The organism is Streptomyces sp. Sge12, assembly GCF_002080455.1.
In the GTDB taxonomy this organism is placed as follows: Bacteria; Actinomycetota; Actinomycetes; order Streptomycetales; family Streptomycetaceae; genus Streptomyces.
Genome location: NZ_CP020555.1, coordinates 6,816,436 through 6,840,503, shown reverse-complemented (window position 1 = coordinate 6,840,503; position 24,068 = coordinate 6,816,436). Strand labels below are relative to the sequence as shown.

Annotated in this window: 18 protein-coding genes; 5 read left to right on the top strand and 13 right to left on the bottom strand. The window is 72.9% G+C overall.

All coding sequences use genetic code 11. The features are described from left to right. Positions 1-6 precede the first annotated feature (6 nt). From B6R96_RS30680 to B6R96_RS30655, 6 genes are all read right to left on the bottom strand, one after another. Complete coding sequence (locus B6R96_RS30680; protein ID WP_081524228.1) at positions 7-1,800, bottom strand: ABC transporter ATP-binding protein; 1,794 nt, start codon at positions 1,798-1,800, stop codon at positions 7-9. After that, complete coding sequence (locus B6R96_RS30675; RefSeq protein ID WP_081524227.1) at positions 1,797-2,858, bottom strand: iron-siderophore ABC transporter substrate-binding protein; 1,062 nt, start codon at positions 2,856-2,858, stop codon at positions 1,797-1,799. The genes B6R96_RS30680 and B6R96_RS30675 overlap by 4 nt, the downstream gene beginning before the upstream one ends. Positions 2,859-2,984: 126 nt before the next feature. After that, positions 2,985-3,839, bottom strand: coding sequence for an ABC transporter ATP-binding protein (locus B6R96_RS30670; protein ID WP_081524226.1), 855 nt, complete (start codon positions 3,837-3,839; stop codon positions 2,985-2,987). A gap of 46 nt (positions 3,840-3,885) precedes the next feature. After that, positions 3,886-4,947, bottom strand: coding sequence for a FecCD family ABC transporter permease (locus B6R96_RS30665; protein WP_081524225.1), 1,062 nt, complete (start codon positions 4,945-4,947; stop codon positions 3,886-3,888). Next, on the bottom strand, positions 4,944-6,002 hold the full coding sequence (locus tag B6R96_RS30660; protein ID WP_079404183.1) for a FecCD family ABC transporter permease: 1,059 nt from the start codon (positions 6,000-6,002) through the stop codon (positions 4,944-4,946). The genes B6R96_RS30665 and B6R96_RS30660 overlap by 4 nt, the downstream gene beginning before the upstream one ends. Before the next feature lie 298 nt (positions 6,003-6,300). After that, positions 6,301-6,576, bottom strand: coding sequence for an isoamylase early set domain-containing protein (locus B6R96_RS30655; protein ID WP_030384091.1), 276 nt, complete (start codon positions 6,574-6,576; stop codon positions 6,301-6,303). 314 nt (positions 6,577-6,890) lie between these two features. Here B6R96_RS30655 and B6R96_RS30650 point away from each other — a divergent pair, with 314 nt between their 5' ends. From B6R96_RS30650 to B6R96_RS30635, 4 genes are all read left to right on the top strand, one after another. Continuing rightward, the gene (locus B6R96_RS30650; RefSeq protein ID WP_237291560.1) at positions 6,891-9,143 is read left to right on the top strand and encodes an MMPL family transporter; all 2,253 of its coding nucleotides are present in this window, start codon (positions 6,891-6,893) and stop codon (positions 9,141-9,143) included. Between the two features lie 53 nt (positions 9,144-9,196). Then, on the top strand, positions 9,197-13,852 hold the full coding sequence (locus B6R96_RS30645) for a type I polyketide synthase (RefSeq protein WP_081524223.1): 4,656 nt from the start codon (positions 9,197-9,199) through the stop codon (positions 13,850-13,852). 155 nt (positions 13,853-14,007) lie between these two features. Continuing rightward, positions 14,008-16,449 (top strand): SpoIIE family protein phosphatase, encoded by a 2,442-nt coding sequence (locus B6R96_RS30640; RefSeq protein ID WP_081524222.1) that lies wholly within the window; start codon positions 14,008-14,010, stop codon positions 16,447-16,449. 189 nt (positions 16,450-16,638) lie between these two features. Beyond that, positions 16,639-16,881, top strand: coding sequence for a response regulator transcription factor (locus tag B6R96_RS30635; protein WP_053701883.1), 243 nt, complete (start codon positions 16,639-16,641; stop codon positions 16,879-16,881). A 40-nt stretch (positions 16,882-16,921) separates the two neighbouring features. On the opposite strand, the gene B6R96_RS30630 is transcribed toward B6R96_RS30635, so the two are convergent. From B6R96_RS30630 to B6R96_RS30605, 7 genes are all read right to left on the bottom strand, one after another. After that, a complete protein-coding gene (locus B6R96_RS30630; RefSeq protein WP_081524221.1) occupies positions 16,922-17,941 on the bottom strand; it encodes a serine/threonine-protein kinase in 1,020 nt (339 codons plus the stop codon). Positions 17,942-18,188: 247 nt separating this feature from the next. Continuing rightward, positions 18,189-18,746, bottom strand: coding sequence for a PE family protein (locus tag B6R96_RS30625; RefSeq protein ID WP_159040439.1), 558 nt, complete (start codon positions 18,744-18,746; stop codon positions 18,189-18,191). 155 nt (positions 18,747-18,901) lie between these two features. Further along, a complete protein-coding gene (locus tag B6R96_RS30620) occupies positions 18,902-19,378 on the bottom strand; it encodes a hypothetical protein (protein ID WP_081524220.1) in 477 nt (158 codons plus the stop codon). Positions 19,379-19,495: 117 nt separating this feature from the next. Beyond that, entirely contained in the window at positions 19,496-20,098 is a 603-nt protein-coding gene (locus B6R96_RS37370) for a hypothetical protein (protein WP_030384083.1), read from the bottom strand. Positions 20,099-20,424: 326 nt separating this feature from the next. Beyond that, positions 20,425-20,889, bottom strand: coding sequence for a hypothetical protein (locus tag B6R96_RS30610; protein WP_237291559.1), 465 nt, complete (start codon positions 20,887-20,889; stop codon positions 20,425-20,427). Between the two features lie 18 nt (positions 20,890-20,907). Then, positions 20,908-21,099: a hypothetical protein gene (locus B6R96_RS38305; RefSeq protein ID WP_237291558.1), complete on the bottom strand. Its 192-nt coding sequence runs from the start codon at positions 21,097-21,099 to the stop codon at positions 20,908-20,910. Positions 21,100-21,242: 143 nt separating this feature from the next. After that, positions 21,243-23,594, bottom strand: coding sequence for a WD40 repeat domain-containing protein (locus B6R96_RS30605; RefSeq protein ID WP_081524219.1), 2,352 nt, complete (start codon positions 23,592-23,594; stop codon positions 21,243-21,245). Positions 23,595-23,851: 257 nt separating this feature from the next. Between B6R96_RS30605 and B6R96_RS37785 the strand changes: the two genes are divergently transcribed. Continuing rightward, positions 23,852-23,977 (top strand): class III lanthipeptide, encoded by a 126-nt coding sequence (locus tag B6R96_RS37785; protein ID WP_199815919.1) that lies wholly within the window; start codon positions 23,852-23,854, stop codon positions 23,975-23,977. The last annotated feature ends 91 nt before the right edge of the window (positions 23,978-24,068 follow it).

Genomic DNA, 24,068 nt, shown 5'->3' with positions numbered 1-24,068 from the left:
GGCCGGCTAGCTGCCCTCCCGCCAGGCCCGCCACAGTCGTGCGTAGCGGCCGCCGAGGGCCACCAGCTCCTCGTGCGTGCCCTGCTCCACGACACGCCCCGCGTCCAGTACGGCGATCCGGTCCGCCGCCATCGCCTGGGTCAGCCGGTGTGCCACGAACAGCGTGGTCCGGCCCGCGCACGCGGCCAGGACGGCCCGCTCCAGCTCGGCCGCGCCCTCGCTGCCCGCCTCCGCCGTGGACTCGTCGAGCACCACGACCGGTGTCCGGCCCAGCACCAGCCGGGCCAGCGCGACGTGCGCGACCTTGGTGACGTCGAGGCGTTCGCCGCCCTCGCCGACCGGGGTGCCGAGCCCCTCGGGCAGTGCGTCGACCCATCCGTCGGCCCCGACGGTGCGGAGGGCGTCCCACAGCTCGGCGTCGCTCGCCCCGGGCGCGGCCAGCCGCAGGTCTTCCGCGAGCGGGCCGGAGAACACGTGCGTCTCCTGGGTCAGGATGCTCACCAGGGCTCGCGCCCCGGCCTCGTCCAGGCCGGCGAGGTCGGTGGACCCTATGCGCACCGACCCGGACTGCGGGGTGCCGATGCCCGCGATCAGGGCCGCCAGGGTCGACTTGCCCGCGCCCGTCGCCCCGACCAGCGCGAGCGAACCGCCGGCCGGGATCGTGAGGTCGACGTCCCGTACGACCGGCTCCTCGGAGTCGGGGTAGCGGAAGGTCAGCCCGCGCACCGTGACGGGCACCGGGTCCGGCAGGTCCGCCGCCCGTGCCACGGCCAGGGCGCCCACCAGCCGGTCCTCCGCGTCCTCCTCCAGCACTCCGACGAGGCGGGTCAGGCTCGCGCCGGACTTCTGCGCCTCGTCGAAGGTGAACATGATGGAGCCGAGCGGGGTGAAGAGGCGGTGGAAGAGCAGCGGGGCCGCGGACACCTCGCCGAGGGTCGCGGCGTCGGCCTCCAGCAGGGCGTACCCGACCACGATGATCAGGGTCAGTCCGATGAACTCGGCGCGGTTCTCCCGGCCGACGAAGCGGCCGAAGAGCCGGAACACCTCGATGCCGAGGTCGCGTACCCGCCACGACTCCTGGGTGACCTTCTCGCGGACGGCTCCTTCGAGCCGGTAGGCCCGGACGGTGTCGATCCCGTTCAGTCCGCTGATCAGGGCCTGCGCACGGTCGGCCTGGGCCGCCCGCTGCTTCCGGTAGAGCGGGGCGGAGCGGGGCAGGTACCAGCGCAGGGCCAGCCCGTACGCCGGCAGCGCGCAGGCGCCGGCCAGCCCGAGCCGCCAGTCGAGGCCGAACATGCCGATCGTGGCGATGACGACCAGCACGCCCGCCGAGAACACGGTGGGCACGGCCGTTCTGATGCCCTTGGACAGGACGGCCACGTCGTCCCCGACCCGGGAGAGCACGTCTCCCCGGCCGACCTGCTCGATCCGTGCGCTCGGCATGCCCAGCACCGCCCGGACGGCGCCTTCGCGCAGCCGCGCGAGCAGGTCCGCGCCGAGGCGCCCGATGAGGTACGTCGACAGGGCGGTGGCCGCCGCGCCGAGCAGCGCGGCGGCCACCATCAACACCCCGGTCGTGACCAGGATCGAGCGCGGTCCGCCCGCGACCACCCCGTCGACGACCCGGCCCAGCAGGAGCAGGGGGAGCACCTGGAGGGCCGCCCCCGCCACCGTGGTGAACACGGTGGCGAAGGTCAGCCACGGCACCTCACGACAGTGGGCCGCGACCCAGCGGGTGGCCTCGCGTCCGGTCGTCGTGCGCAGGGTCGACGGGGCGACGCGCGTGGCGGCGATGCTCACACCTGACCGACCGACTTGACGAGCTCGTCGATCGCGTACGGCAGGGAGAGCAGGGTGCCCTGGGACATGGCCGCGCCGACGGCCGGGCCCTCGCTGTCGAGGAGGTAGGAGACCTTGCCGTTCTTGACCGCGTTCAGGTTGGTGAAGAGCTGGAACTTCTTCAGTGCTTCCTGGTCGGCCTTGTCGGCGATGACGAAGATGCGGTCGACGTCGACGAGGTCCATGCGCTCCGGGGAGAGCGTGGTGTAGAACTTGCCGTCCGCGATCTTGTCGATCTCGGTCTGGCCCTTGTAGCCGATGCCCGTCACCAGCCGTCCGCGCACGTCGGTGGTGGTGAACGGGGCCACCGAGTCCTTGTACCAGGACAGCGGGACGGCGGTCTGGGCGGCGAACTCGGGGTGCGCCTTCTTGGCCGCGTCGAGCTTGTCCTGGATGCCCTTCACCAGCTCGGTGCCCTTGGCCTCCTGGCCGAGCGCCTTTCCGATGTGGACGGCGTTGTCCTGCCAGGGAGCGCTGAAGGGCTCCTTCTCGGCCTTGGTGCGGCCCACGGTGGGGGCGATCTTGGAGAGCTTCTCGTAGCCCGCCTGGTCGATCTCGGAGTACACGGCGATGATCAGGTCCGGCCGCAGGGCCGCGATCTTCTCGTAGTTCGGGCCGGTGTCACCGTTGTTCATGATGACCTCGGGGCGGGTGTCGCCCCACTTGTCCTTCACCCACGGCCACTGGGTGTTGATGTCGGGGGACGTGCCCGGCGGGTTCGGGTACTGGTCGACCATGCCGACGGGCTTGATGCCGAACGCCAGGACGGCCTGGTCGTCGGTGTATCCGACCGAGACGACCCGCTGGGGGGCCTTCTCGACCTTCGTGGATCCGAACGCGTGCTCCACGGTGACCGGGAACGTGCCGCCGGCGGCGGGCGCGTTGTCGCTCTTCTTGTCCCCCTGGTCACCCGAGTCGGAACCGCATCCGGCAAGGAGCCCCACGCCGAGGGTCGCGGCGGACAGTGCCGCCGCCCACCTCCGCCAGGGCTTCGTACGTGTTGTTGGCTGGAGAAGCATCCGAAATCCCTTGCTTTCGTGCCGTCCGTCGCGGTCCCGCCCCGTGGGGGGTGTCTGGCGCAGCCAAACCCTATCGCGCTCAAGTGAGGCTAGCCTAGCCTTACTTGCGCCGTAACTTTGTTTGATCTAGAGGGTGTCCTGCTCATCGATCCGCACGTGGGTGCGCCCGATCGGAACGATGAGGGGACGGTCCCCCACCGGGTCGTCGATCACCTGGGCGCGCAGCCCGAACGCCTCGTACAACAGCTCGGCGGTGATCACGTCACGGGGGTGCCCCTGCGCGAGGATCGAACCGGCCTTCATCACGATGAGGTTGTCGCTGTAGCGCGTGGCGAGGTTGAGGTCGTGCAGCACCAGGACGACGGTGCAGCCCGACTCGTGCAGGTCGTCCACGAGGTCGAGCACGTCGATCGCGTGCGCCAAGTCCAGATAGGTGGTCGGCTCGTCCAGCAGCAGCAGGTCGGTGCCCTGAGCCAGCGTCATCGAGATCCAGACGCGCTGGCGCTGCCCGCCGGACAGCGCATCGACGGGGCGGTCGGCCAGGTCGGACACACCGGTCATGGCCAGGGCGCGCGCCACGACGTCTGCATCGTCCGAGGACCACTGGCGCAGCCAGCTCTGGTGCGGATGGCGGCCCCTGGCGACGAGGTCGGCCACCGTGAGCCCCTCCGGCGCGACCGGCGCCTGGGGCAGCAGGCCGAGCTTCTTCGCCACCTCCCGGGTCCGGAGCCTGCCGATGTCCTCGCCGTCCAGTACGACCGTTCCGCTGGTCGGCCGCAGCAGCCGCGACAGGGTCCGCAGCAGCGTCGATTTCCCGCATCCGTTGGAGCCGATGATCGTCGTGATCACCCGTGGCGGGATCGACACGTGGAGGTCGTCGATGACGGCCCGGCCGCCGTACCCGACCGTGACCCCTCTGGCGGCCAGCCTCGAGGTCCCCGTTTCCCCGGACTCGACACCGGCGATCTGCTGTACGGCCACAACTCCCCCTGAGGTAGGCATGTCTGAAGAGGTATCGAGCGATCGGCTAGCGGAGGTTGGCCCGCACCAGCAGGTGGATGAGGAAGGGGCCGCCGATCACGGCGGTCACCACGCCCACCGGGAGGGTGATCGGCAGTGCCGTACGGGCGACCAGGTCCGCGCCGATCAGCAGCAGGGCTCCCACCATCGCGGAGGCCGCCAGCGGCGGCGTCGGGCACTTCGCCAGGCGCATCGCCACCTGCGGCGCCACCAGTGCGACGAACGGGACCGGGCCGGCCGCGCTCACCGCCACACCGGCCAGCAGGACCGCGCACAGCAGCAGCACCGCCCGCACCCTCGTGTAGCGGACGCCGAGGCCCGCCGCCACGTCGTCGCCGAGGTGCAGGGGTTTGAACTGGAAGGCGACGCCGGTCACGACCACCATCAGGGCGAGGGTGCACCACAGCGCGACGCCCACGTCGTCCCACGACCGGTTGTCCAGCGAGCCGACCAGCCACGCCTGGGCCCTGGCCACGTCCCTGATGTCGGCCGTGACCAGCAGCCAGGTCGTCACGGCCTCCATCACCGCGCTCACCGAGATGCCGATGAGGATGAGCCGGAAGCCGTCGATCCCGCGCCGCCACGCCAGGAAGTAGACGAGGAGGCCCGTGCCGAGGCCGCCCGCGAGCGCCGCCCCGGACAGGCCCACGGAGCTGACGACCGCGGCGGCGGTACCGCCGGACACGGTCACCAGGAACACCGCGACCGCGCCGGCGCCTCCGGTGATGCCCAGGATGTCCGGGCTGGCCAGCGGGTTGCGCGCGATGGACTGGGTGATCGCCCCGGAGACCCCCAGCGCCGCCCCCACGACCAGCCCGGCCAGGGCCCGCGGCATCCTCAGGTCCATGATCACGAACTTGTCGACCTGCTCGCCCCCGCCGAGGATCGTGGTGACCACCTGGGGCAGGGCGATGGGGAAGTCCCCGACGCCGATGGACAGGCAGAAGACGAGGAAGGCGGCCGCCGCGAGCAGCAGCGTGACGCACACGACCCACGGCCGCCACACGAAGGAGACCGGGCCGAGCCGCACGCCCGGCGTCACCGCGGCCTTCACGTCGGTCCCGGTCATGCGCTCTTGAACTTTCCGCGCCACACCAGGACCGCGAAGAACGGGGCTCCGAGGAGGGCCACGACCACACCCGCGTCCAGCTCCCCCGGTCGCACCAGCAGCCGCCCCGCCATGTCGCAGACCAGCAGGACGATGGCGCCGAGCAGACCCGCGCAGGGCACCAGCCACCGGTAGTCCGGCCCGGTCAGGTACCGGGCCAGGTGGGCCACCATCAGGCCGAGGAAGGCGATGGGGCCGCACGCCGCCGTCGCCGCCCCCGCCAGCAGGGTGATGGCGACGATGCCGACGGTCCGGCTCAGCACGATGTTGACCCCCAGCCCCCGTGCGACGTCGTCGCCGAGGTTGAGCAGGTTGAGGGCGGGCAGCGTGATCAGGGCCAGTACCAGCCCGACGGCGACGAAGGCGGCCACCGGCCGGATGATGCCGAATCCGACGCCGGCCACGGAGCCCGCGTTCCAGAAGCGCAGGGCGTTCAGCGAGGCCTTGTCCGACAGCGCGACCGCCGTGGTCATCGCGGCGAGGAACACCGTGACCCCCTGTCCGGCCAGTGCGAGCGTCAGCGGATTTCCGGCGCCCCGGCCGATGCTCGCGAGCCCGAAGACGATGACACCGGCGACCGCGGCGCCCAGGAAGGCGAACCAGACGTACTGGAGGGGGTTGGCGAAGCCGAAGAGGGCGATCACCAGCACCACGGCGAACGAGGCGCCGGAGTTGACCCCGAGCAGGCCGGTGTCGGCGATCGGATTGCGCGTGTACCCCTGGATCAGCGCTCCGCCGACCCCCAGGGCCACGCCCGCCACGACCGCGAGCACCGTGCGGGGCACCCGTACGGTGCGCACGATGAGCCGTATCTCGGTGAGCCGCTGATCGGGATCCGGCGGGGCCGATAAGCCGCGCCACACCTCGCCGGGGGTCAGCGCACGCGCGCCGACGGCCAGCGACACCACCATGGCGGCCAGGAGGACCAGCACCAGGATGACCGAACCGGCAACCCGCCGCCGACGGGCCTCTGTTACGCCCCTGGGCACGGGGCGTTCCACTGCGATCGTGCCCATGTCGCTCTACGTCGTCCCTTCGAGCCGCAGCGGGGATCAAGCATGCTCAGCGGGCAGTAACTTAGGCAAAGCTAAGCTGATCCCATGGCGCACTGTCGATAGACAAAACGGGCAGCCGGGAGCGGGGCGGCAGCAACGCGCCCCCCACTGCGCACTGTTGAACGCTTAGCTTAGCCAAACCTAAGCATCCCGTGCGGTGTCATGCGTCCCCGGGGCGGGACAGCGGCGCGCCCCGGCCGCCGCCCCCGGTGCGGGGGTCGACGACCGGGGCGCGCCCGGTGCCGGTAGGTGCCGGCCGTCAGGTGTGCAGGCGGCTGTTGGGGCCGTCCTGGTCCCCGGCGCTCTCGTCGTTGAACCAGTAGTCCCCGGCCGCCAGGTACCGGAACGAGTGGGTGCTCTTGCTGGGCAGCTCGACGGTCACGGCGCGCTTGCCGTCCTTCCGGCGGGCCAGGGTGTGGACACCGGGCTGCCAGTCGTTGAAGTCGCCCACCACGCTGACCGGTCCCGGCGGGGTGTCGACAGGCAGGATGAAGGTGACCTCGGTGCGGTCCTTGCGCAGTTTGCGCTCCAGCATGGTGAGCTCCTGACAACGGCAGTGGGGGTGGTACGCCGCCCATAGTCGGCGGCGGACGCACCGGACGCACCCCGGCGCCGCCACTCCCGTCACGGACCCACCACATCGAGTGACCCCCGCGCACGCAATGTCACCCTGCGTATCGGTGGGCGCCTCCGGACACCGCCGCCCCGGCTCCTGTCAAGGCACGAATGGCCGGGACTACGGCCGTCTCCCGCCCGCGGGCACGGTGGATATCGACCTTCCTGCGCACGAGCAGGAACGCATCGCGTCCGCCATCGGAGGCAGCCATGTTCCGCCGCGCAGGGGCTTTCGTGACCCGCCGCCCCCGACTCGTCCTCGCCGCCGCGCTGGTGTTCCTCGTCCTGTCCGTGCTGTTCGGTGCGGACGCCACCGGCCGGCTGAAGACCCAGGGGTACGACGATCCCCGATCAGGGTCCAGCCGCGCGGCCGTCGTCGCCGCCGAGCGGCTGGGTGCGTCGCCCAATCTCGTGCTGGTGGCACAGACCCGCGGCGGGTCCGTCGACGACCCGGCGGCCCGTACCGCGGGCGGGGAACTGACCCGAAGACTCGCCGCACAGCCCCACGTGAACTCCGTGGCCTCCTACTGGACCGGCGGCGCGGCCGAACTGCGCAGCCGGGACGGCCGCGCGGCAATGCTGGTCGCCCACGTGGCGGGCGAGGGGACGGAGCTCGCGGCGCGCGTCGAGCGGCTGCGCGAGGAACTGGCCACCCCGTCCACCGGCCCGGCCGGCGCCCCGGCCCCCGCCGAGACGGCCCTGACCGTGGACGTCGGGGGGAGCGCGCTCGTCGACGCCGAGCTCCAGGACCTCTCGGAGTCCGACCTGAAGCGGGCCGAAGCCGTCGTCCTGCCCGGCACCCTGGTCCTGCTGGTGCTGGTGTTCGGCAGTGTGGTGGCCGCGGCGCTGCCCCTGCTGATCGGGGTCCTGGCCATCGCCGGGACGCTGCTGGTCCTGAGCGTTCTCGGCAGCGTCACCGACGTGTCCGTGTTCGCGCTCAACCTCACCACGGCGCTCGGCCTGGGGCTGGGCATCGACTACGGACTCCTGATCGTCTCGCGGTTCCGTGAGGAGCTGGCCGCCGGTTTCCTCCCCAGCACGGCCGCCGTACGGACCGTGCGCACCGCGGGTCACACGATCGCCTTCAGCGCCGCGACGGTCTCCGCCGCACTCGCCACGCTGCTGGTGTTCCCGCCGTACTTCCTGCGCTCCTTCGCCTACGCGGGCATCGCCGTGGTCGCGATCGCGGCGCTCAGCGCCGTGACGGTCCTGCCCGCCCTGCTCGCGCTGCTCGGCAAGCGGGTCAACGCCTGGGCCGTGCCGTGGCGCCGCGGGACCCGCTCCGGCTCCGGGTCGGGCTTCTGGGAGAAGCTGGCGCGGATCGTCGTACGCCGCCCGCTGATCGCGGCGCTGCCAGTGATCGGCCTGCTGGTCCTGCTGGCGGCGCCCTTCGCGCACGCCGACTTCGCCACCCCCGACGACCGGGCGCTGCCGGTGAGCGCGTCCGGCCGGCAGACCGGTGACCTGGTGCGCGAGCGGTTCGACATGGCGGGCTCCAGTGCGCTGACGGTCGTCACCACGGGCAGCGCCTCCCCGCAGGAGCGCGAGGGGTTCGCCCGCCGGCTGTCCGCCCTCCCGCAGGTCGCGCAGGTCACGGGGCCCGACGGCGGCTTCCGCGGCGGCGAGCGGGCAGCCGTCCCGGGCGCGGCCGGATCCGCCGCCCGGCCGGCCGCCGGTGACGGCCCGGTCCAGCTCTCCGTGGTGCCGCGGGTCGACCCCCAGTCTCACGCCGCCCAGGACCTCGTCGGCGAGATCCGCAGGGCCCCCGCCCCGGCGGGCACCGAGGTGCTCGTCGGCGGACCCAGCGCGGTCCTGGTCGACGCCAAGGCCACCGTCGGCGACCGGATCCCGCTGGCACTCGCCCTGATCAGCGTCACCACCTTCGCGCTGCTGCTCGGCTTCACCCGCAGCCTGCTCCTGCCGCTCAAGGCCATCGCGCTCAACGGGCTGAGCCTGGCGGCCGTCCTCGGCGCCATGGTGTGGGTCTTCCAGACGGGTCACCTGCACGACCTGCTCGGCTTCACCCCCGGCCCCCTCAGCACGACCATGCCGGTCCTGCTGTTCTGCATCGTCTTCGGGCTCTCGGTGGACTACGAGGTGTTCGTGCTGGCCCGTATCAAGGAGGCGCACGACGCCGGGCAGGACAACGCCCACTCGATCGTCTCCGGCATGGCCCGCACGGGCGGCATCGTCACCACCGCGGGTGCCCTGCTCGCCTTCACCCTGCTGAGCTTCGGCACCTCGCAGGTCTCCCTCCTGCAGTTCTTCGGGATCGGTGCGGGCCTCGGCGTCCTCCTCGACGCCACGCTCGTCCGCGGCGTCCTCGTACCGGCGCTCATGCGCCTGGCGGGCGGCCTGAACTGGTGGGCCCCGCGTCCCCTGCGGCCGGCGGAGCCGAGCCCGGTGTCCCGCCCGCCCCCGGCCCCCGTCCGCCGGTGTCCCGCGGCCCGACCCGCCCTGCGCAACCCGGCCCGCGCACGCCACTGACCACCGCTGCACCCCCTCGCCCCTGCCCCGCCTCACGACAAGGAAGACCTCCCATGACCGACATCGCCATCACCGGACTCGGCTGCCGCTTCCCCGGCGCGCCCGACATCAGCGCCTACTGGAAGCTCCTGCTGAGCGGGCAACGGCAGTTCGCCGCCGTCCCGAAGGAGCGCTGGAACCACGAGACCTTCCACGAACCCGGCGATCCCTCGGCCCCCCACGCCGCCTACACCGACCAGGTCGCCTTCCTGGACGGCGTGGACCGCTTCGACGCCGGGCACTACGGCGTACCGCCCGCACGCGCCCGGGCCATGGACCCGCAGCACCGCCTGCTGCTCGACGTCACCCGCGAGGCCCTGGACGACGCGGGCCTGGGCCGGGGCGACTTCGACCGGGAGAACACCGGGGTGTTCTGCGGACTGTCGGTGTCCGACTACAAGGACCTCATGTCGGCCCCCCTCCGGGCCATCGCCCTGGCCGACGACGCACGGCAGACGGCGGACGGCCACGGCGGCGTCCTCGACGCCGTCAAGGAGCACGCGCAGGCCCTCGGCAGCGTCCAGCCGTTCAGCCTCCCGGGCAGCCTGCTCAACATGGCCCCCGGCACCGTCAGCCGGCACTTCGACCTCGGCGGGCCCAGCTTCGCCGTGGACGCCGCCTGTTCGGGCTCGCTGGTCGCCCTGGACCAGGCCGTGGCGCAACTGCGCCAGGGCCGCTGCCGGATCGCCGTCGTCGGTGGCGTGTACCTCAGCCTCACGCCCGACGGCCTGATCGGCTTCTCCACGCTCCGGGCGCTGTCCGCCACCGGGGTCTGCCGCCCCTTCGACGAGGGCGCCGACGGATTCGTCCTCGGTGAGGGCGCGGGCGCCGTCGTCGTACGGCCGCTGGAGGACGCCCTCGCCGCGGGCGACCGGGTCTACGCGGTGATCAGGGGCATCGGCGCCGCCAACGACGGGGCGTCGCCCGGCCCGCTCGCACCCGCCCCCGAGGGCCAGCTGCGCGCCATGCGCCGGGCCTACGACGACGCGGGCCTGGCTCCGTCCACCGTGGGCTTCGTGGAGGCCCACGGCACCGGTACCGTCACCGGCGACCTCGTGGAGGTGGAGGCGCTGCGCCGGCTGCGCAGCGAGTACCCCGACGACGACCCCTCGCTGTGCTACCTGGGCGCCGGCAAGGCCCTCATCGGGCACTCCCTGTCCGCGGCCGGTATCGCCGGGCTGATCAAGACGGCCCTGGTCGTCCACCACCGCACGATCGTCCCGCAGCCGAAGACCGCCGCCCGGCCGGACCTGGACATCGAGACCGCGGGCCTGCGCCTCGCCGACGGCCCGCGGCCCTTTCCGGCCTCCGGCGCCCCGCGCCGGGCCGCCGTCAGTTCGTTCGGGTTCGGCGGGACGAACGTCCACGTGGTTCTGGAGGAACGGCCCGCCCCCGCACCGGCCCCCGCTCCCTCCCCCGGTGCTCTCCCGGAACGCGGCGGGGCCGCCCGACCGCAGCTCGTCCTGCTCTCGGCCGGTGACGCCGGGCTGCTGGACCAGCACATCGGCGACGTTCTCGACGCACTCGACACGGCGGACCCCGCCCCGCTGGCGGCTGTGGCCCACACCCTCGGCTCCCGCCGGCCGCTGACGGCCCGCCTCGCGATCGTGGCCGACGACACGGAGGCCTTCGTCCAGCGGCTGCGCCACGCCCGCCGGCAGCTCGCCGGCGGGGAGCGGGGCGACCTCGGCGACGGCGCCCACGCCGCCGACGCTCCACTGCCGGCCGACAAGCGCCGCCTCGCCTTCCTCTACCCCGGCCAGGGCAGCCAGCGGCCGGGCATGATGCGGGACCTCCACGAGCGGTTCCCCGGCTTCCGGGCGACCGTCGAGGGGCTCGGCGCCGCGGCCCGCCGGGACAGCGGCTTCGACCTCGGCGACCTGCTGTACGGCGGGGCGCCCGGCGCCGCCGACGACACCGGGTCGCAGGCCGAGGAGATCGGGCGCCGGATCGCCTCGACCGAGGTGTGCCAGCCGCTGCTCGGCACCGTCCAGATCGCCGCCACCCGGCTCCTCGCCAACCTCGGCGTCCGCCCGGACCTGGTCCTCGGCCACAGCGTCGGCGAGTTCGCGGCGGCCGCGGCGGCCGGCGCCCTCACCCCAGAGGACACCGTCCGGCTGCTGGTCCACCGGGGCGCGACCCTGCGGGAGGCCGAGAGCGGGCTGCGCGGCGGGATGCTCGCCGTACAGACGGACAAGGAGACCTGCCGCCGGCTGGTGACCGGCATCGACGACGTGTGGCTCGCCTGCTTCAACCAGCCGCGGCAGGTCGTGGTCAGCGGTACCCCGCAGGGGCTCGCCGCGATGCGGCAGGTCTGCGCGGAGGCGGGCGTCGTCACGGTGGCGCTCGACGTGTCGAACGCCTTCCACTCGCCGCGGCTCGCCGCCGCCGACGAGAGGATGCGCGCGGACCTCGCCGACCGCTCCGTGAGCAGCCCGGTCCTGCCGTTCGTGTCGTCCGTGAGCGCGGCCCTGTGCACCGACCCCGGGCGGCTGCGCGAGCTGTGGGGCCGGCACGCGTCCGCGCCGGTCCGGTTCGACGAGGCCGTCCGTACCGCCTACGACCAGGGGGCCCGCGTCTTCCTCCAGGTGACCGGCGGCAACTCGCTGCTGACGTCGGTCCGGCGCAACCTCACCGACCACGGCGACGTGCACGTCGTCCCCGTCACCGGGGACGCTCCGGACGATGCCCGCAGCCTCGTACGGGCCCTGGCCCGGCTCGCGGTCCTGGGCGTGGCGGTCGACCCGCGCGCCCTGGTTCCCCGGGAGGAGCGCCTCCTGCTCGACCTTCCGGTGGCGAGGCTCGCCACCCGGTCCTACTGGGTGCCCGGCCGGCGCCCCCGGAAGACGTCCGGCCGGGCCGCCGCATCCCCCCTGCCCGTACCGCCCGAGGAGAGCACCATGGACGCGTCGATGCACCACCCGATGGACGAACTGCTGCGACTGGTCCAGCAGCAGACCGCGCTGCTCGCCCGGCTCGCCGGGGCGCTCCCGGAGCACGGTCCCGCCGCGCCGGCGGCAGACCCGCCCGCGGCCGCGCCGCCCGCCGCGGTCGCCGTGCCCGTCGAGGAGGATCCGGCACCGCCCGGGGAGCCCGCCGACGTCAGGGCGGCCGTGCTCGCGCACGTGGCCCGGGTCAGTGCCTTCCCCGTGTCCCGGCTGGGCGACGACCAGCTGCTGGTCGACGACCTCGGTTTCGACTCGCTGATGCTGACCGACCTGTTCACGGCCCTGGGGCAGCAGTGGCCGCAGTGGACGTACAACGAAGCGGTCACCGACCGGCCGACCGTCGCAGCGATCGTCGCGTCCATCGCGGGCGCATCCCCGGACGCCGCCGCGGCCGTACCCGAGCAGCGCTCCGAAGGCGACGAGGTGCAGGCCCCGGACCCCGCTCCTGCCCCCGCTCCGGACCCGGCCCCGGATCCCGCCCCGGGCGCCACCGCGCCGCCCGAGGAGCACACGCGGATCGAGTGCTTCCCCGAGGTCGTCGCCCACGGCGAGCGCATCGCCGCCCTCTCCGGACTGGGGCTGCCCAATCCGTACTTCCTCGTCCACCAGGGCGGTATGACGGACACGACCGTCGTCGACGGCCGGGAGCTGCTCTCCTTCTCCAGCTACAACTACCTGGGCCTGGCGACCCACCCCGAGGTGAGCGCGGCGGCCCGGGAGGCGACGGAACGCTTCGGCACCTCGGTGTCCGCCAGCCGGCTCCTGTCCGGCAGCCGGCCGCTCCACCTGGAACTGGAGAGCGAGCTCGCCGACCTGCTCGGATGCGAAGCGGCGATCACCCTGGCCAACGGCCACGCCACGAACGTCACCGTGATCGGGCACCTCGTCGGCCCCGGGGACCTCATCGTCCACGACGCCCTCGCCCACGACAGCATCCTCCAGGGGTGCAGGCTCTCCGGCGCGACCCGGCGGCCCTTCCCCCACAACGACGCGGCCGCCCTCGACGCCCTGCTGACGCAGGTCCGCGGCGAGTTCCGGCGGGTCCTCGTCGTCGTCGAGGGCGTCTACAGCATGGACGGGGACATCGCCGACCTGCCCGCCCTCATCGAGGTCAAGCAGCGGCACGGCTGCCTGCTGATGATCGACGAGGCGCACAGCATCGGAACGATCGGCCGGAGCGGGCGGGGCATCGGCGAGCACTTCGACATCGACCGCACCGCCGTCGACCTGTGGTCGGGCACCCTGTCCAAGGCCCTGGCGAGCTGCGGCGGCTACGTCGCGGGGAGCCGCCCGGTCGTGGAGTACCTGCGCTACACCGTTCCCGGCTTCGTCTACAGCGCCGGGATGACCCCGGCCGACACCGCGGCGTCCCTGGGCGCCCTGCGCATGCTGCGCGGCGAGCCCGAGCGCGTGGCGCGTCTCGCGGAGAACGCGGCGCTGTTCGTCCACCTCGCGCGCGAGGCCGGCATCGACACCGGCGACAGCCACCGCACGCCGGTCGTCCCGTGCATCGTCGGGAACTCGCTGAAGACTCTGCGCCTGGCCGAGGCGCTGTTCCAGCAGGGCATCAGCGTGAACCCCATCCTCCATCCGGCGGTACCGGAGGAACTGGCCCGGTTGCGCTTCTTCGTCACCTACGACCACACGCCCGGTCGGATCCGGCAGGCCGTGGCCGCGCTGGCGCGCGAGCTGCTGCTCCTCGACACGACCCCGGCCGCGTGACCGCCGTGGACACCGCCCTCCGGCCGTCCGCGCAGGGCCGTGTCCTGCGTTGGTGCTCCTTGCCGCGCTGGATCATCCTGGTCACAGGAGCGCCTGGCCGTGCGGGTCCCGGTGGGACGGCGGCAGCGGAACGAGCGAGGGCGAGATGAGTGGCGATGGAGCGAGTTCCCACCTCTCCTGGTGAGCGGCCCGAGGAGACGGGCGCCTTCGAGTCGGCGTACACGGCCTCGGCCACGATCAACGAGGAGGGCATCGTCACCGAGTGGAGCGAGGGAGCCACCCGTCTCCTCGGCTACGTACCGTCCGAGGTCGTGGGACTGCCCGCCGCCCACCGGCTGGCCGATGTCCTCAGTGACGCGGCGCGTCGGGTTCCGTCCGGGCAGGAGCGGTGGAGCGGCACGGTGGCGTTGCGGCACCGGGACGGCCACCGGATGGACGTGGCGCTGCTCGCGCACCGCTGGACGTCCAGCGGTGGGACCACCAAGTGGTTCGTGGTGTCCGCCGTCGGCGGCGGGGGCCGCTCGCCCTGGGAGGAGCCGCTGAAGGAGTGGGCGTTCACCCAGTCCCCCTGCTTCCTGGCGATCTTCGATGCCGACCTGCGGCTGGTGCGGGCGAACTCCGGCATGGAGCGCACGCTCTCCCTCACGGAGGCGGAGATGCGGGGGCTGCGGCTGCCGGAGATCGCCCCGGATCCGGTGAGCGACGAGACCGAGCGCAGGATGCGTCTGGCGCTGGAGTCCGGTGAGCCGCAGTACATGGACTCCTTCGTCCATCCGACGGGCGGTGGCGCGGATCACGGCTGGGCCACCTCGGTGGCGCCGTTGCGGGATCCGGACGGCCGGGTGCACGCCTTGTGCCTGGCCGCGCACGACCGGAGCGGGGTGGAGAGCGTCCAGCACCAGATGCTCCTGACGGACGAGGTCGACAACGCCGCCGCACCCATCGGGACCACCCTGGACAGTGTCCGCACCGCGCACGAACTGGCCGACGCCGCCGTCCCGCGGTTCGCCGACTTCGCGGTCGTCGACCTGCTGGAGCCCCTCCCGCGCGGCGACGAGCCGTCATCGGTCCCGCTGGACGGGCCGGTCACCGTGTGCCGCGCCGCGGCCCGGTCGGTCCTCGACGGAACCCCGGAGTCCCAGGTCGCCGTCGGGGACACGACGAGCTATCCGCCGCTGTCCCCGCCCGTCGAGGCGCTGATCGCGGGCCGCGGCGCGGTGTACGGGGCGGCGGACCCTGCTCTCGCCCGGTGGGCGGCCGAGGACCCGGGGGCCGCCTGGATCGGCGAGTACGGGGCCCACTCGATCATGGTGGTGCCGATGCGGGCGGGCGGGGGCTCGCTCGGTGTGGCCGTCTTCAGCCGCCACCGGCGGCGGGAGCCCTTCCGCCCGGAGGACCTGCGCGAGGCCGGGGAGCTCACGGCCCGGGCGGCCGCCGGGATCCGCAACGCGTACCGGTCCGGCCGCGAGCACACCACCACCATGACCCTGCAGCGCAGCCTGCTCCCGCACACCCTGCCCGATCAGGCGGCGCTGGAGATCGCCTCCCGCTACCTGCCCGCCGCCGGCGAGGCCGGGGTGGGCGGCGACTGGTTCGACGTGATCCCGCTGTCCGGCGCCCGGGTGGCCCTGGTCGTGGGCGATGTCGTCGGCCACGGGATCCGTGCCACCGCCACCATGGGCCGGCTGCGCACCGCGGTACGCACCCTCGCGGACGTGGACCTGGGGCCCGACGAGCTGCTCACCCACCTCGACGACCTCGTCATCCACCTGTCCGCCGACGAGGGCGACCAGGAGGCCGGCGGGGAGACGGCCGGGGGCATCGGCACCACCTGTCTCTACGTGGTCTACGACCCGGTCATCCGCCGGTGCACGGTCGCCCGGGCCGGTCACCCGCCACCCGCCGTGGTCACCCCGGAGGGCTCCGTGTACCTGCTCGACGTCCCGGCCGGGCCGCCCCTGGGCCTGGGCGGTCTGCCCTTCGAGACGATCGAGGTCGAGCTGCCCGAGGGCAGCATCCTCGCCCTGTACACGGACGGTCTGCTCCAGCCGCGCGACCACGACATCGACGAGGCGCTGGACAGCATGTTCGCGGCTCTCGTTCGACCGGCGGACACCCTGGACGCGGTCTGCGACCGGGTGCTGACGACCATGCTGACGCACCGCCCCGACGACGACGTGGCCCTGCTCGTGGCCCGGACCCGGGGCCTGCACGCCGACCAGGTCGTCGTCTGGGACCTGCCCTCCGACCCCTCCGTCGTCGCCACGGCCCGGCGCCAGACCACCGACCAGCTGACGGCCTGGGGTCTGGAGGAGGCCGCCTTCGTCACCGAGCTCCTGGTCAGCGAGCTGGTCACCAATGCCATCCGGTACGGCCAGCCGCCCATCCAGCTGCGGCTGATCCACGAGAAGAACAGCACCCTGATCTGCGAGGTCTCGGACGCGAGCAGTACCGCCCCGCACATGCGGCGGGCCCGGACCTTCGACGAGGGCGGGCGGGGTCTGCTGCTGGTCGCCCAGCTCGCCCAGCGCTGGGGCACCCGGCACGCGGCCATCGGCAAGACCATCTGGGCCGAGCAGTCCCTCACCGGGTTCTGAGGACGCCCACACGGCGGGGCGGTATGCACAGAAATGTTCCCTGTGACGCGCCTGTGACAGTCGACGGACACCTCCATGAAGTCGCGCCCACAAGCTCTTTAACAGGGACAAACACCGACATTCAGGTACGAGTCCCCTGCTTCCGAGGACGTGAGCAGTGATGACCGGGCCGATCCGTCGGAGGAAATCATGAGTCTCACTCTCACCGCCCCGCAGACCGAAGCGCAGACCGAAGCCACCGCCCCCGCGCTCGCCCCGCGCGAGCAGGAGGCACTGCGACACATCGCCGCAGGCTGCACCTACCTGCAGACGGCCCGCCAGATGGGACTCTCGAAGCACACGGTCGACGCCTACCTGCGCCGCATCCGCGCCAAGCTGAACATCAACACCACGGCCGAGATGACCCGCATGGCCATCTCCATGGGGCTGTGACGCACTCGGGAACGCAAGCGCCCGTAACGGGCGGGGCGGCCTACGGGCCGCCGGCCAGGCCGTAGAACACCGGCCGGGCCCAGGCCGGGGGCTCCTTCGGGGGCCTGGAATTCCCCGGCGCACCGGGGGGACGGGAATTCTCCCGCGCAGGCGGATCGGCCCCACGGCCGGTGCCGCCTCCTCCCGTGGCCACGCGCAACGCGGCCACGAATTCGAGGCAGGACCCGTAGCGGTCCTCGGGGATCTTCGACAGGGCCTTGGTCAGCACGTCGACGGCGGCGGGAGCGATTCCCGGCCGCCTTTCCGTGATGGGGGGCGGGGGGTCGTACTGGTGCGCCCAGAGCAGCGCCGCGTCCTCCTCGCGCTGGAAGGGCGGCGCGCCGGCGAGGGTCTCGTAGACGACGCACGCCAGGCTGTAGAGATCGCACCTGCCGTCGACCGGTCTGCCGGAGATCTGTTCCGGCGCCATGTAGTCGAGCGTGCCGACGAACTCCCCGTCCGTGGTGAACCCGGTGAGCGCCAGCGCCTTCTTCGTCAGCCCGAAGTCCGTGAGGTAGATGTGCTCGGGGTGCTCGCTGTCGGTGCCCGCGGCGACCAGGATGTTCCCGGGTTTCACGTCCCGGTGCACCAGGTCGTGGTCATGGGCCGCGTCGAGTGCGGACGCCACCTGGGCGGCGATGCGCAGCGCCGTAGCGACCGGCAGCGGGCCCTCCCGGTCCAGCAGCGCGCGCAGGTCCAGGCCGGAGACGTAGCGCATGGCGATGTAGAGCACGCCGTCGGTCTCACCGGCTTCGAAGATGGGCACGATGTGCGGGTGGTCGATCGATGCGGCCACCCGTGACTCGTGGGTGAAGCGGCGGCGGAAGGTCTCGTCCCGGGCGCGTTCCGGGGCGATCAGCTTGAGCGCGACCGTACGGTCCAGCCGCAGGTCCTTCGCGCAGTAGACGACGGCCATGCCGCCGCGGCCGATCATGCGCTCCACCCGGTAGCCCGCGATCTGCTTCCCGATGAGGCCCGAGGCGCGCCCCGCGTACACGCTGAGGTTGGAGACCTCGCTCATCGGACGCCCCGCTCCCCGGGCCGTAGGACGCCGCCGGACGCGGCGGGCCGCTGTTTCCCTACCTGGAAGTCTATCGACCGGTCCACCCGTGTGCCCGGTCCCGGCCGCGGGTCCGGGGGTGGATCGCGCCGTGGATCGGGGACACGCGGACGCATCGCGCAGGTGACCGGCCCCCCGTCGGGGGCCGGTCACCTGCGCGATGCTGTCGGTGGTGGTCGTACCGGCCGTCGCGGCGGCCGGTGGGCTCTCAGTCGTCGTCGAAGCCGCCGGCGCCGCCGGCCCCGCCGGTGACGGCGCAGCCGAAGCCGAAGCAGATACCGCCCTCGCCGCCGGTGCCGCCCTTGCCGCCGTCACCGCCGGGCAGCGCGTTCCCGCCGGTGCCACCGGTCCCGCCGTTGGAGCTTCCCTTGCAGGAGCCGGCGCAGATGCCGCCCTTGCCGCCGGTGCCGCCCGTGCCGCCCGGAACGCCAGTGGTGCCGGTGCCGCCGTTGGCGCTCCCGTTGCAGAGCCCGGCGCAGATGCCGCCCTTGCCGCCGGCGGTGCCGTTCACCGTTCCGTTGCAGTTGCCCGCACAGACCCGGTCACCGACACGGACGCTGCCGTTGCCGACCTTGATGCTGTCGAGGACCGCCCTGCCGTCGAAGCGGCCCCCGCCGGGATGGGAGTCACCGGCGGCGTACGCGGGGGCCACCTGAGCGGTGGCCGCAGCCGGCGCCGCCGTGGCGACCGGTGCCATGGCACCCGCACCGATCAGCGTGACCGAAATGACGAGACCGAGTCGAAACTTCGTGGACCGCATACGCATGAGATTCTCCCTTGCCCAGTAATTGCTTTTCCGTATCGGGTGGCCCGATCCAGATCCGGCCGGCTGTTCCCCGAGAGTCGTCGGCGCCCCGGCCTGCTGGAGGCCGGGGCGCCGCGGTGCGCCTTCGTGCTTCGTGCTTCGTGCTTCGTGCTTCGTCAGGGGCGGTTGCTGTCCGCCATCAGTGCGAACCAGTCGCCGTCGACGTAGTACTTCTTCCAGTCGTCGATCTGCTTTTCCGAGATCTTGTACTTGTCGGCGATCTTCTTCGTCATCTCTTCCGGGTCGTCGGCCGCCAGCACGATGAGTGCGATGCGCACCTTGTCCACCACCGTCAGGTCCGCCTTCGGCGTGTTGGGCAGGTCCTCGAACCTGAAGCAACCCACTCCGCCGGGCTGTCCGGGCTCACCCGGCTGACCGGGCTCGCCGCCCCGGCCGCCCTTGCCGCCCTCTCCACCCTTGCCGCCTGCGCCGAAGCCGATGCAGTGCTCGGGCTGGTCGGCCGGGGCCGAGGCGCTGATGCCGGTGGGGGTGTGGGACTGCTGCGACGCCTGCGCGGCGCACGCCGTACCGGCGACGAGGGCCAGAGAGGCCGTGACCAGGATGATCGGACGCTGCCAGGACTTCGTGAACATGGCGTGGTTCTCCGTTTCCGCAAATACCGAGGTGGGGGGATGAGAGAGGGGAAGGGGGTGGGGAGGGTGGAGGCCCGAAGGCCTCCACCCGTTGAGCCGGGTACTGCGGTGTGCGGTTTAGAAGATGCTTCCGCCACCGGCGCCACCGTTGCCGCCCAGGCCACCGATCAGGCCGCCGAGGCCGCCGTCTCCGGCCTTGCCGCCGTTGCCGCCGTTGAAGATGCCGAAGCCTCCGTTACCGCCGTTGCCGCCCTTGCCGCCCTTGAGGAAGCCGTCGCCGCCCCCGCCGCCGCCACCGGCGTTGCCGCCCTGGAGGACGCCGAAGCCGCCGTCGCCACCGTTACCACCGGCGCCACCGATGCGGCCCTCGCCGCCCCCGCCGCCGCCGCCACCGGCGCCACCGAGCAGGAAGCCGTCCCCACCGGTACCACCGTTGCCGCCCTTGCCACCGGTACCGGTGACGCTGCCGCCACCGGAGCCACCGGCACCACCGGCGCCACCGACGAGCCCGCCGGTACCGCCCTTGCCACCGTCACCTCCGGCGCCTCCGGCGTTCGGGAGGACCGTTGCCACGTGGGAGGCCACGGGGGCCGCGGAGGCCATGGACGCCGGGAGCAGGACACCACCGGTGACGACAGCAGCCGCAGCGGCCAGGGTCGCAATGCGGAAGCCGCGACGGGTCGGACGGACAGTGCTGTTGGTGTGCATCTTGCGGTTCATGACTTTCTCCTACCGAATGAAGAGGGATATGTGACCTGCCCGGATTTCCGGGAGGTGCGGATATGAAGGGGAGAAGTGGTCCTCGGTGAGGATTTCCGTCTCTTCCGTCTGCCTCGTTTTGTTTCCGGTGAGGCCCGCACCACAAGTAAGCCCCGGGGGCCATACCCGGGTCATGTTCCGGAATCTCGGGGCTTGACGCCCTCATAAACATCGGCTAAAAGCGCCCGACGGGGGCGAGCGTGTATGCGTCGGTGCCGGGTGAAACGAGCCCGGCCTCCCCTGGCCCCTATAGGGGGGGTGGGGAGGCCGGGCAGAGGGGGGGTGGGTCAGCGGGGTGCGACGAAAGTGCGGCCCTGGTGGCCCTCGGCGGTGCAGGATCGCTTCTCCGCGGCGGTCATCTTGCGGGTCTTCACCACCACCGCGTTGCTCTTGCCGTCCGTGCCGTTCTTGGCCGGGCTGGTGATCGTGTCCTGGAAGAACCAGTAGTAGTGGTCCCACTGAGGGCTGTCGTAGTGGGTCTGCCAGGTGCCGGAGACCCGCTGCATCACCTGGGCGCGCGAGATCCACCCCACCTCGCCCGGCTTCACCGTCATATTGAGCGAGCTGCTCTCGGAGTGACTGCTCGACCAACTGTGGCTGTAACTCGCCGTTACGCTCAGGTCTACGATGCCCGCTATCTTCCCTCCCGCAGTGACGGAGACGCCCAGGGAATCGGTGGAGCCCACCGTGTCGTCCCAGGTCATCGACTGGGTGGAGTCGGACGTGCTGCAGTTGAACAGCGAGTTCGACACCTGGCGGAGCTCACCGAGCTACGCCTCACCGAGCCGGGGCGCATTGAACGTGCACTTGCCTGCGCCCGAGGCGCAGTCGGCCATGAGCTGCTGCCGGGTCGGCTGGTCGGAGGCGGCTGCCGGAAGGACGGTCGCCGCGGCGACGGCACAGGCCGCCACCGTCATGGTCAACGCGCGGGCTGCGTGGCGCCTGACGCGGTGTGTGGTCATCGTGGAACCTCTCACGGTGCTGGGGGGATCGGTGAACCGCCTTACGGCGGGCGCGAATTCACTCGCAGCCCGCCGCACGTTCGATCACCGCCTGTTGCTCCTGAGATTCTCCCGACCGACCGGAGGGGTACGGTCCGATTGAGTCAATCCGCTGCCGGGCGCAGCAGCGCGACCTCCGGGCCGAAGCCGACCACGAGCCGGCCGCCCGGCGCGGCCCCCAGCGCGCCCACCGCGAGCGGCAGCACGTATTCGTTCCCGGCCTCGTCCCCGGTGACCAGGTCCCAGCAGCGCACGGTCTGTCCCTGGCCCACGGCCACCACCGGCAGCCCGGCGCCCGCGCCCGCGCCCGTGCCCGTGCCCGTGCCCGTGACGGCCATCGGCCCGTTCGGGTCCGCGTGAGCGGTCCGCGCCCCGCCGATCTGCCGCATGGCCGCCAGGTCCCACAGGCACACCGTCTTGTCCCGGCTCCGGCTGACCGCGGCGGGCCTCCCGTCGACCAGCACGGTGGCCACCGAGGTCACCCAGTCGGTGTGCCCGGTCAGCGGTTCGCCGATCTGCCGCCCGTCGGCGAGGTCCCACACCCGTACGGTCTTGTCCCAGCTGCCGGTGACCGCGACGGGCCGCCCCGCCAGCTCCACGGTCGCGACGGAGGTCACCCGGCTGGAGTGGCCGGTGAGCGGCTCGCCGACCGGCCGGCGGGTGGCGGGGTCCCAGACGGCCACGGTGCGGTCGGCGCCGGCCGTGACGAGCACCGGCCGGCCGGTCAGGGTCGCCGTGGCCAGGGCCAGCACCCGGCCCTGCCCGGTGGTGACGCTCTCGTGGGGGTGTCCCCCGACCGGGTCCAGCAGGCCCAGCGCGTCGCCGCAGCCGGCGGTGACGACCAGCATCCGGCCGTCGACCACCACCGTGACCATGGCCGTCACCTCACCCTCCAGGCCCGTCACGGGGGCCGTGACGGGCCGCCCTGCGGCCAGGTCCCAGACGCGCACGGCGTGGTCGGCGCCCGCCGTGACGGCCACCGGGGTCCCGTCGAGAACGCCCGTGGTGAGGGCGCACACCGTTCCGGTGTGCCCGGAGCGGGGCGGGCCGTCGCCCTGGACATGGGTGAGGTCCCAGGTCCGGATCGTGTGGTCGGCGCCCGCGGTGACGGCCACCGGACGGCCGGCCAGGGCCGTGGTGGCCACGTCGTGGACCTTTCCGGTGTGGCCGGTCAGGGGCGGTCCCACGGGCCTGCCGGTGGCGCGGTCCCGTACGGTCACCGTGCCGTCCGCTTCCACGGTGAGGGCGATCCGATCGCCGCCGCTGCCGCCGACGACGGCCACAGGAGCGTTGCCGGTCCCGGTGGGGCGGCCGGAGAGGCGTTGCCAGAGGTCACCGGCCCGCTCCGGTTCGTGCGGGAGGACCGGGGCCGCCTCGCCGGCGCCGACGCTCCGGATCACCCGGATTCCGGTCACGTGCTGCTGCCCGTCGTCCGCCAGGTCCCAGATGCGCAGCGTCCCGTCCTCGTCCGCTCCGGCCGTGAGGGCGACCGTACGTCCGTCGAGCAGCGCGGTCTCGCGGGCCCGGTGCCGTGCCAGGGCGCCGTTCTGGCGGGCGAGCGCCAGGGGGCCGATGAAGCGGGGTTCCTCGCCGTCGAGCCCGACGGCCACCAGGCGTCCGTGCACCACGGTCGCGGTGGACACCCCGCCCACCTCCGTGCCCTGGGACAGGGCCGCGGCGGCCGCTGGGGCCGGGGCCGGCTCTCCCGTGGCCAGGTCCCACAGCCGCGGCTCCGCACCTGCCGCCGTCCCTGCCTCCCCTGCGGTGACGGCGAGGACGCGCCCGTCGAGGGTGAGCGTCCGCTCCACCTCCACCGACCGGGCCAGCTGCTCGCCGGTGCCCAGGTCCCACACCCGTACCGTCCGGTCCACGGCGATGTCGTCGACGGTGAGGACGACACGGCGGCCCTCCAGCACCGCGAGGCCGGCCGCCGACGGGAAGGCACCGACCCGGCTGCCCGTGAGCAGGTCCCACGCGCCCAGGGTCCCGTCGGCCCCGAGGGTGAGCAGCACCCGGCGCCCCTCCAGGACGGTGCTCTCGACCAGCCTGACGAACTCCCCCGCCGCGCGGCCCGTGGCCAGGTCCCACGCGAGGACCGAGTCGTCCTCGTGCAGGGTGAGGGCCACCGGCCTCCCGTCGGCCTCCGCCGTGGCCACGGACAGGACCCCTGTCGTCATCGAGGACACCGGGTCGGTGCGGCCGGTCACCGGAGCGTGCAGCTGCTCGCCCGTCGCCAGGTCCCAGAAGCGCACCGTGGTGTCCCGGCTGCCCGAGACCACGATCGCCCTGCCGTCGACGACCGCCGTGGCCACCGACCGGACCGGGGCGCTGTGGCCGGTGAGGGAGCGCAGCCGCCGGTGGTCGGGCACGGGTCCGTCGGCCCACTGCACGGTCCACCGCTGATCGGGCAGCGGGGCATTCACGTCGTCGGGCGCACCCGCGGAGGTCTCAGACATACGGCCGAGGCTAGCCACCGGGTCTGACAGGGCCCGTCTCTACCACACCGCGGGCCGCCGGCCGGAGCGTACGGACCACCACCATTGTGCGCGCTGCGGGTCGGCACTGCGGTGGGGGGCGCGGGCGGAGATTATGCGGGGCCACCGCCCATGTGCGGGTGGAGCGGATGGCGTTGAGTCGGAACTGCCGATCGGCCGGCAAGGAATCGACATCAGCCGCGCGACCCGCGCACTCGACCTTCGAGGAGGTGATCCGGATGAGCGTCCTCAAGCTTCAGAACATGGAAGCCCGCACCACACAGAGCGCTGCCGCCACCGTCAGCCTGACGAGCAGCAACAGCAACTGTTGCAAGTCTCCGCACGAGCCGGAGAACCCGAACTGACCCGGCGGTCCGTGCGGGGGCTCGGCGCGCCCCCGCACGGACCCGCTGTTCCCAACGGCCGCTGCCGTCGGCGGTCCTCGGACGATCACAG

Coding starts and splice junctions, on each gene's coding strand:
- B6R96_RS30675 (WP_081524227.1), bottom strand. CDS start 2,858: ATGCTTCTCCAGCCAACAACACGTACGAAGCCCTGGCGGAGGTGGGCG.
- B6R96_RS30665 (WP_081524225.1), bottom strand. CDS start 4,947: ATGACCGGGACCGACGTGAAGGCCGCGGTGACGCCGGGCGTGCGGCTC.
- B6R96_RS30660 (WP_079404183.1), bottom strand. CDS start 6,002: ATGGGCACGATCGCAGTGGAACGCCCCGTGCCCAGGGGCGTAACAGAG.
- B6R96_RS30655 (WP_030384091.1), bottom strand. CDS start 6,576: ATGCTGGAGCGCAAACTGCGCAAGGACCGCACCGAGGTCACCTTCATC.
- B6R96_RS30645 (WP_081524223.1), top strand. CDS start 9,197: ATGACCGACATCGCCATCACCGGACTCGGCTGCCGCTTCCCCGGCGCG.
- B6R96_RS30640 (WP_081524222.1), top strand. CDS start 14,008: ATGGAGCGAGTTCCCACCTCTCCTGGTGAGCGGCCCGAGGAGACGGGC.
- B6R96_RS30635 (WP_053701883.1), top strand. CDS start 16,639: ATGAGTCTCACTCTCACCGCCCCGCAGACCGAAGCGCAGACCGAAGCC.
- B6R96_RS30630 (WP_081524221.1), bottom strand. CDS start 17,941: ATGAGCGAGGTCTCCAACCTCAGCGTGTACGCGGGGCGCGCCTCGGGC.
- B6R96_RS30625 (WP_159040439.1), bottom strand. CDS start 18,746: ATGCGTATGCGGTCCACGAAGTTTCGACTCGGTCTCGTCATTTCGGTC.
- B6R96_RS30620 (WP_081524220.1), bottom strand. CDS start 19,378: ATGTTCACGAAGTCCTGGCAGCGTCCGATCATCCTGGTCACGGCCTCT.
- B6R96_RS37370 (WP_030384083.1), bottom strand. CDS start 20,098: ATGAACCGCAAGATGCACACCAACAGCACTGTCCGTCCGACCCGTCGC.
- B6R96_RS38305 (WP_237291558.1), bottom strand. CDS start 21,099: ATGACCACACACCGCGTCAGGCGCCACGCAGCCCGCGCGTTGACCATG.
- B6R96_RS30605 (WP_081524219.1), bottom strand. CDS start 23,594: ATGTCTGAGACCTCCGCGGGTGCGCCCGACGACGTGAATGCCCCGCTG.
- B6R96_RS37785 (WP_199815919.1), top strand. CDS start 23,852: ATGAGCGTCCTCAAGCTTCAGAACATGGAAGCCCGCACCACACAGAGC.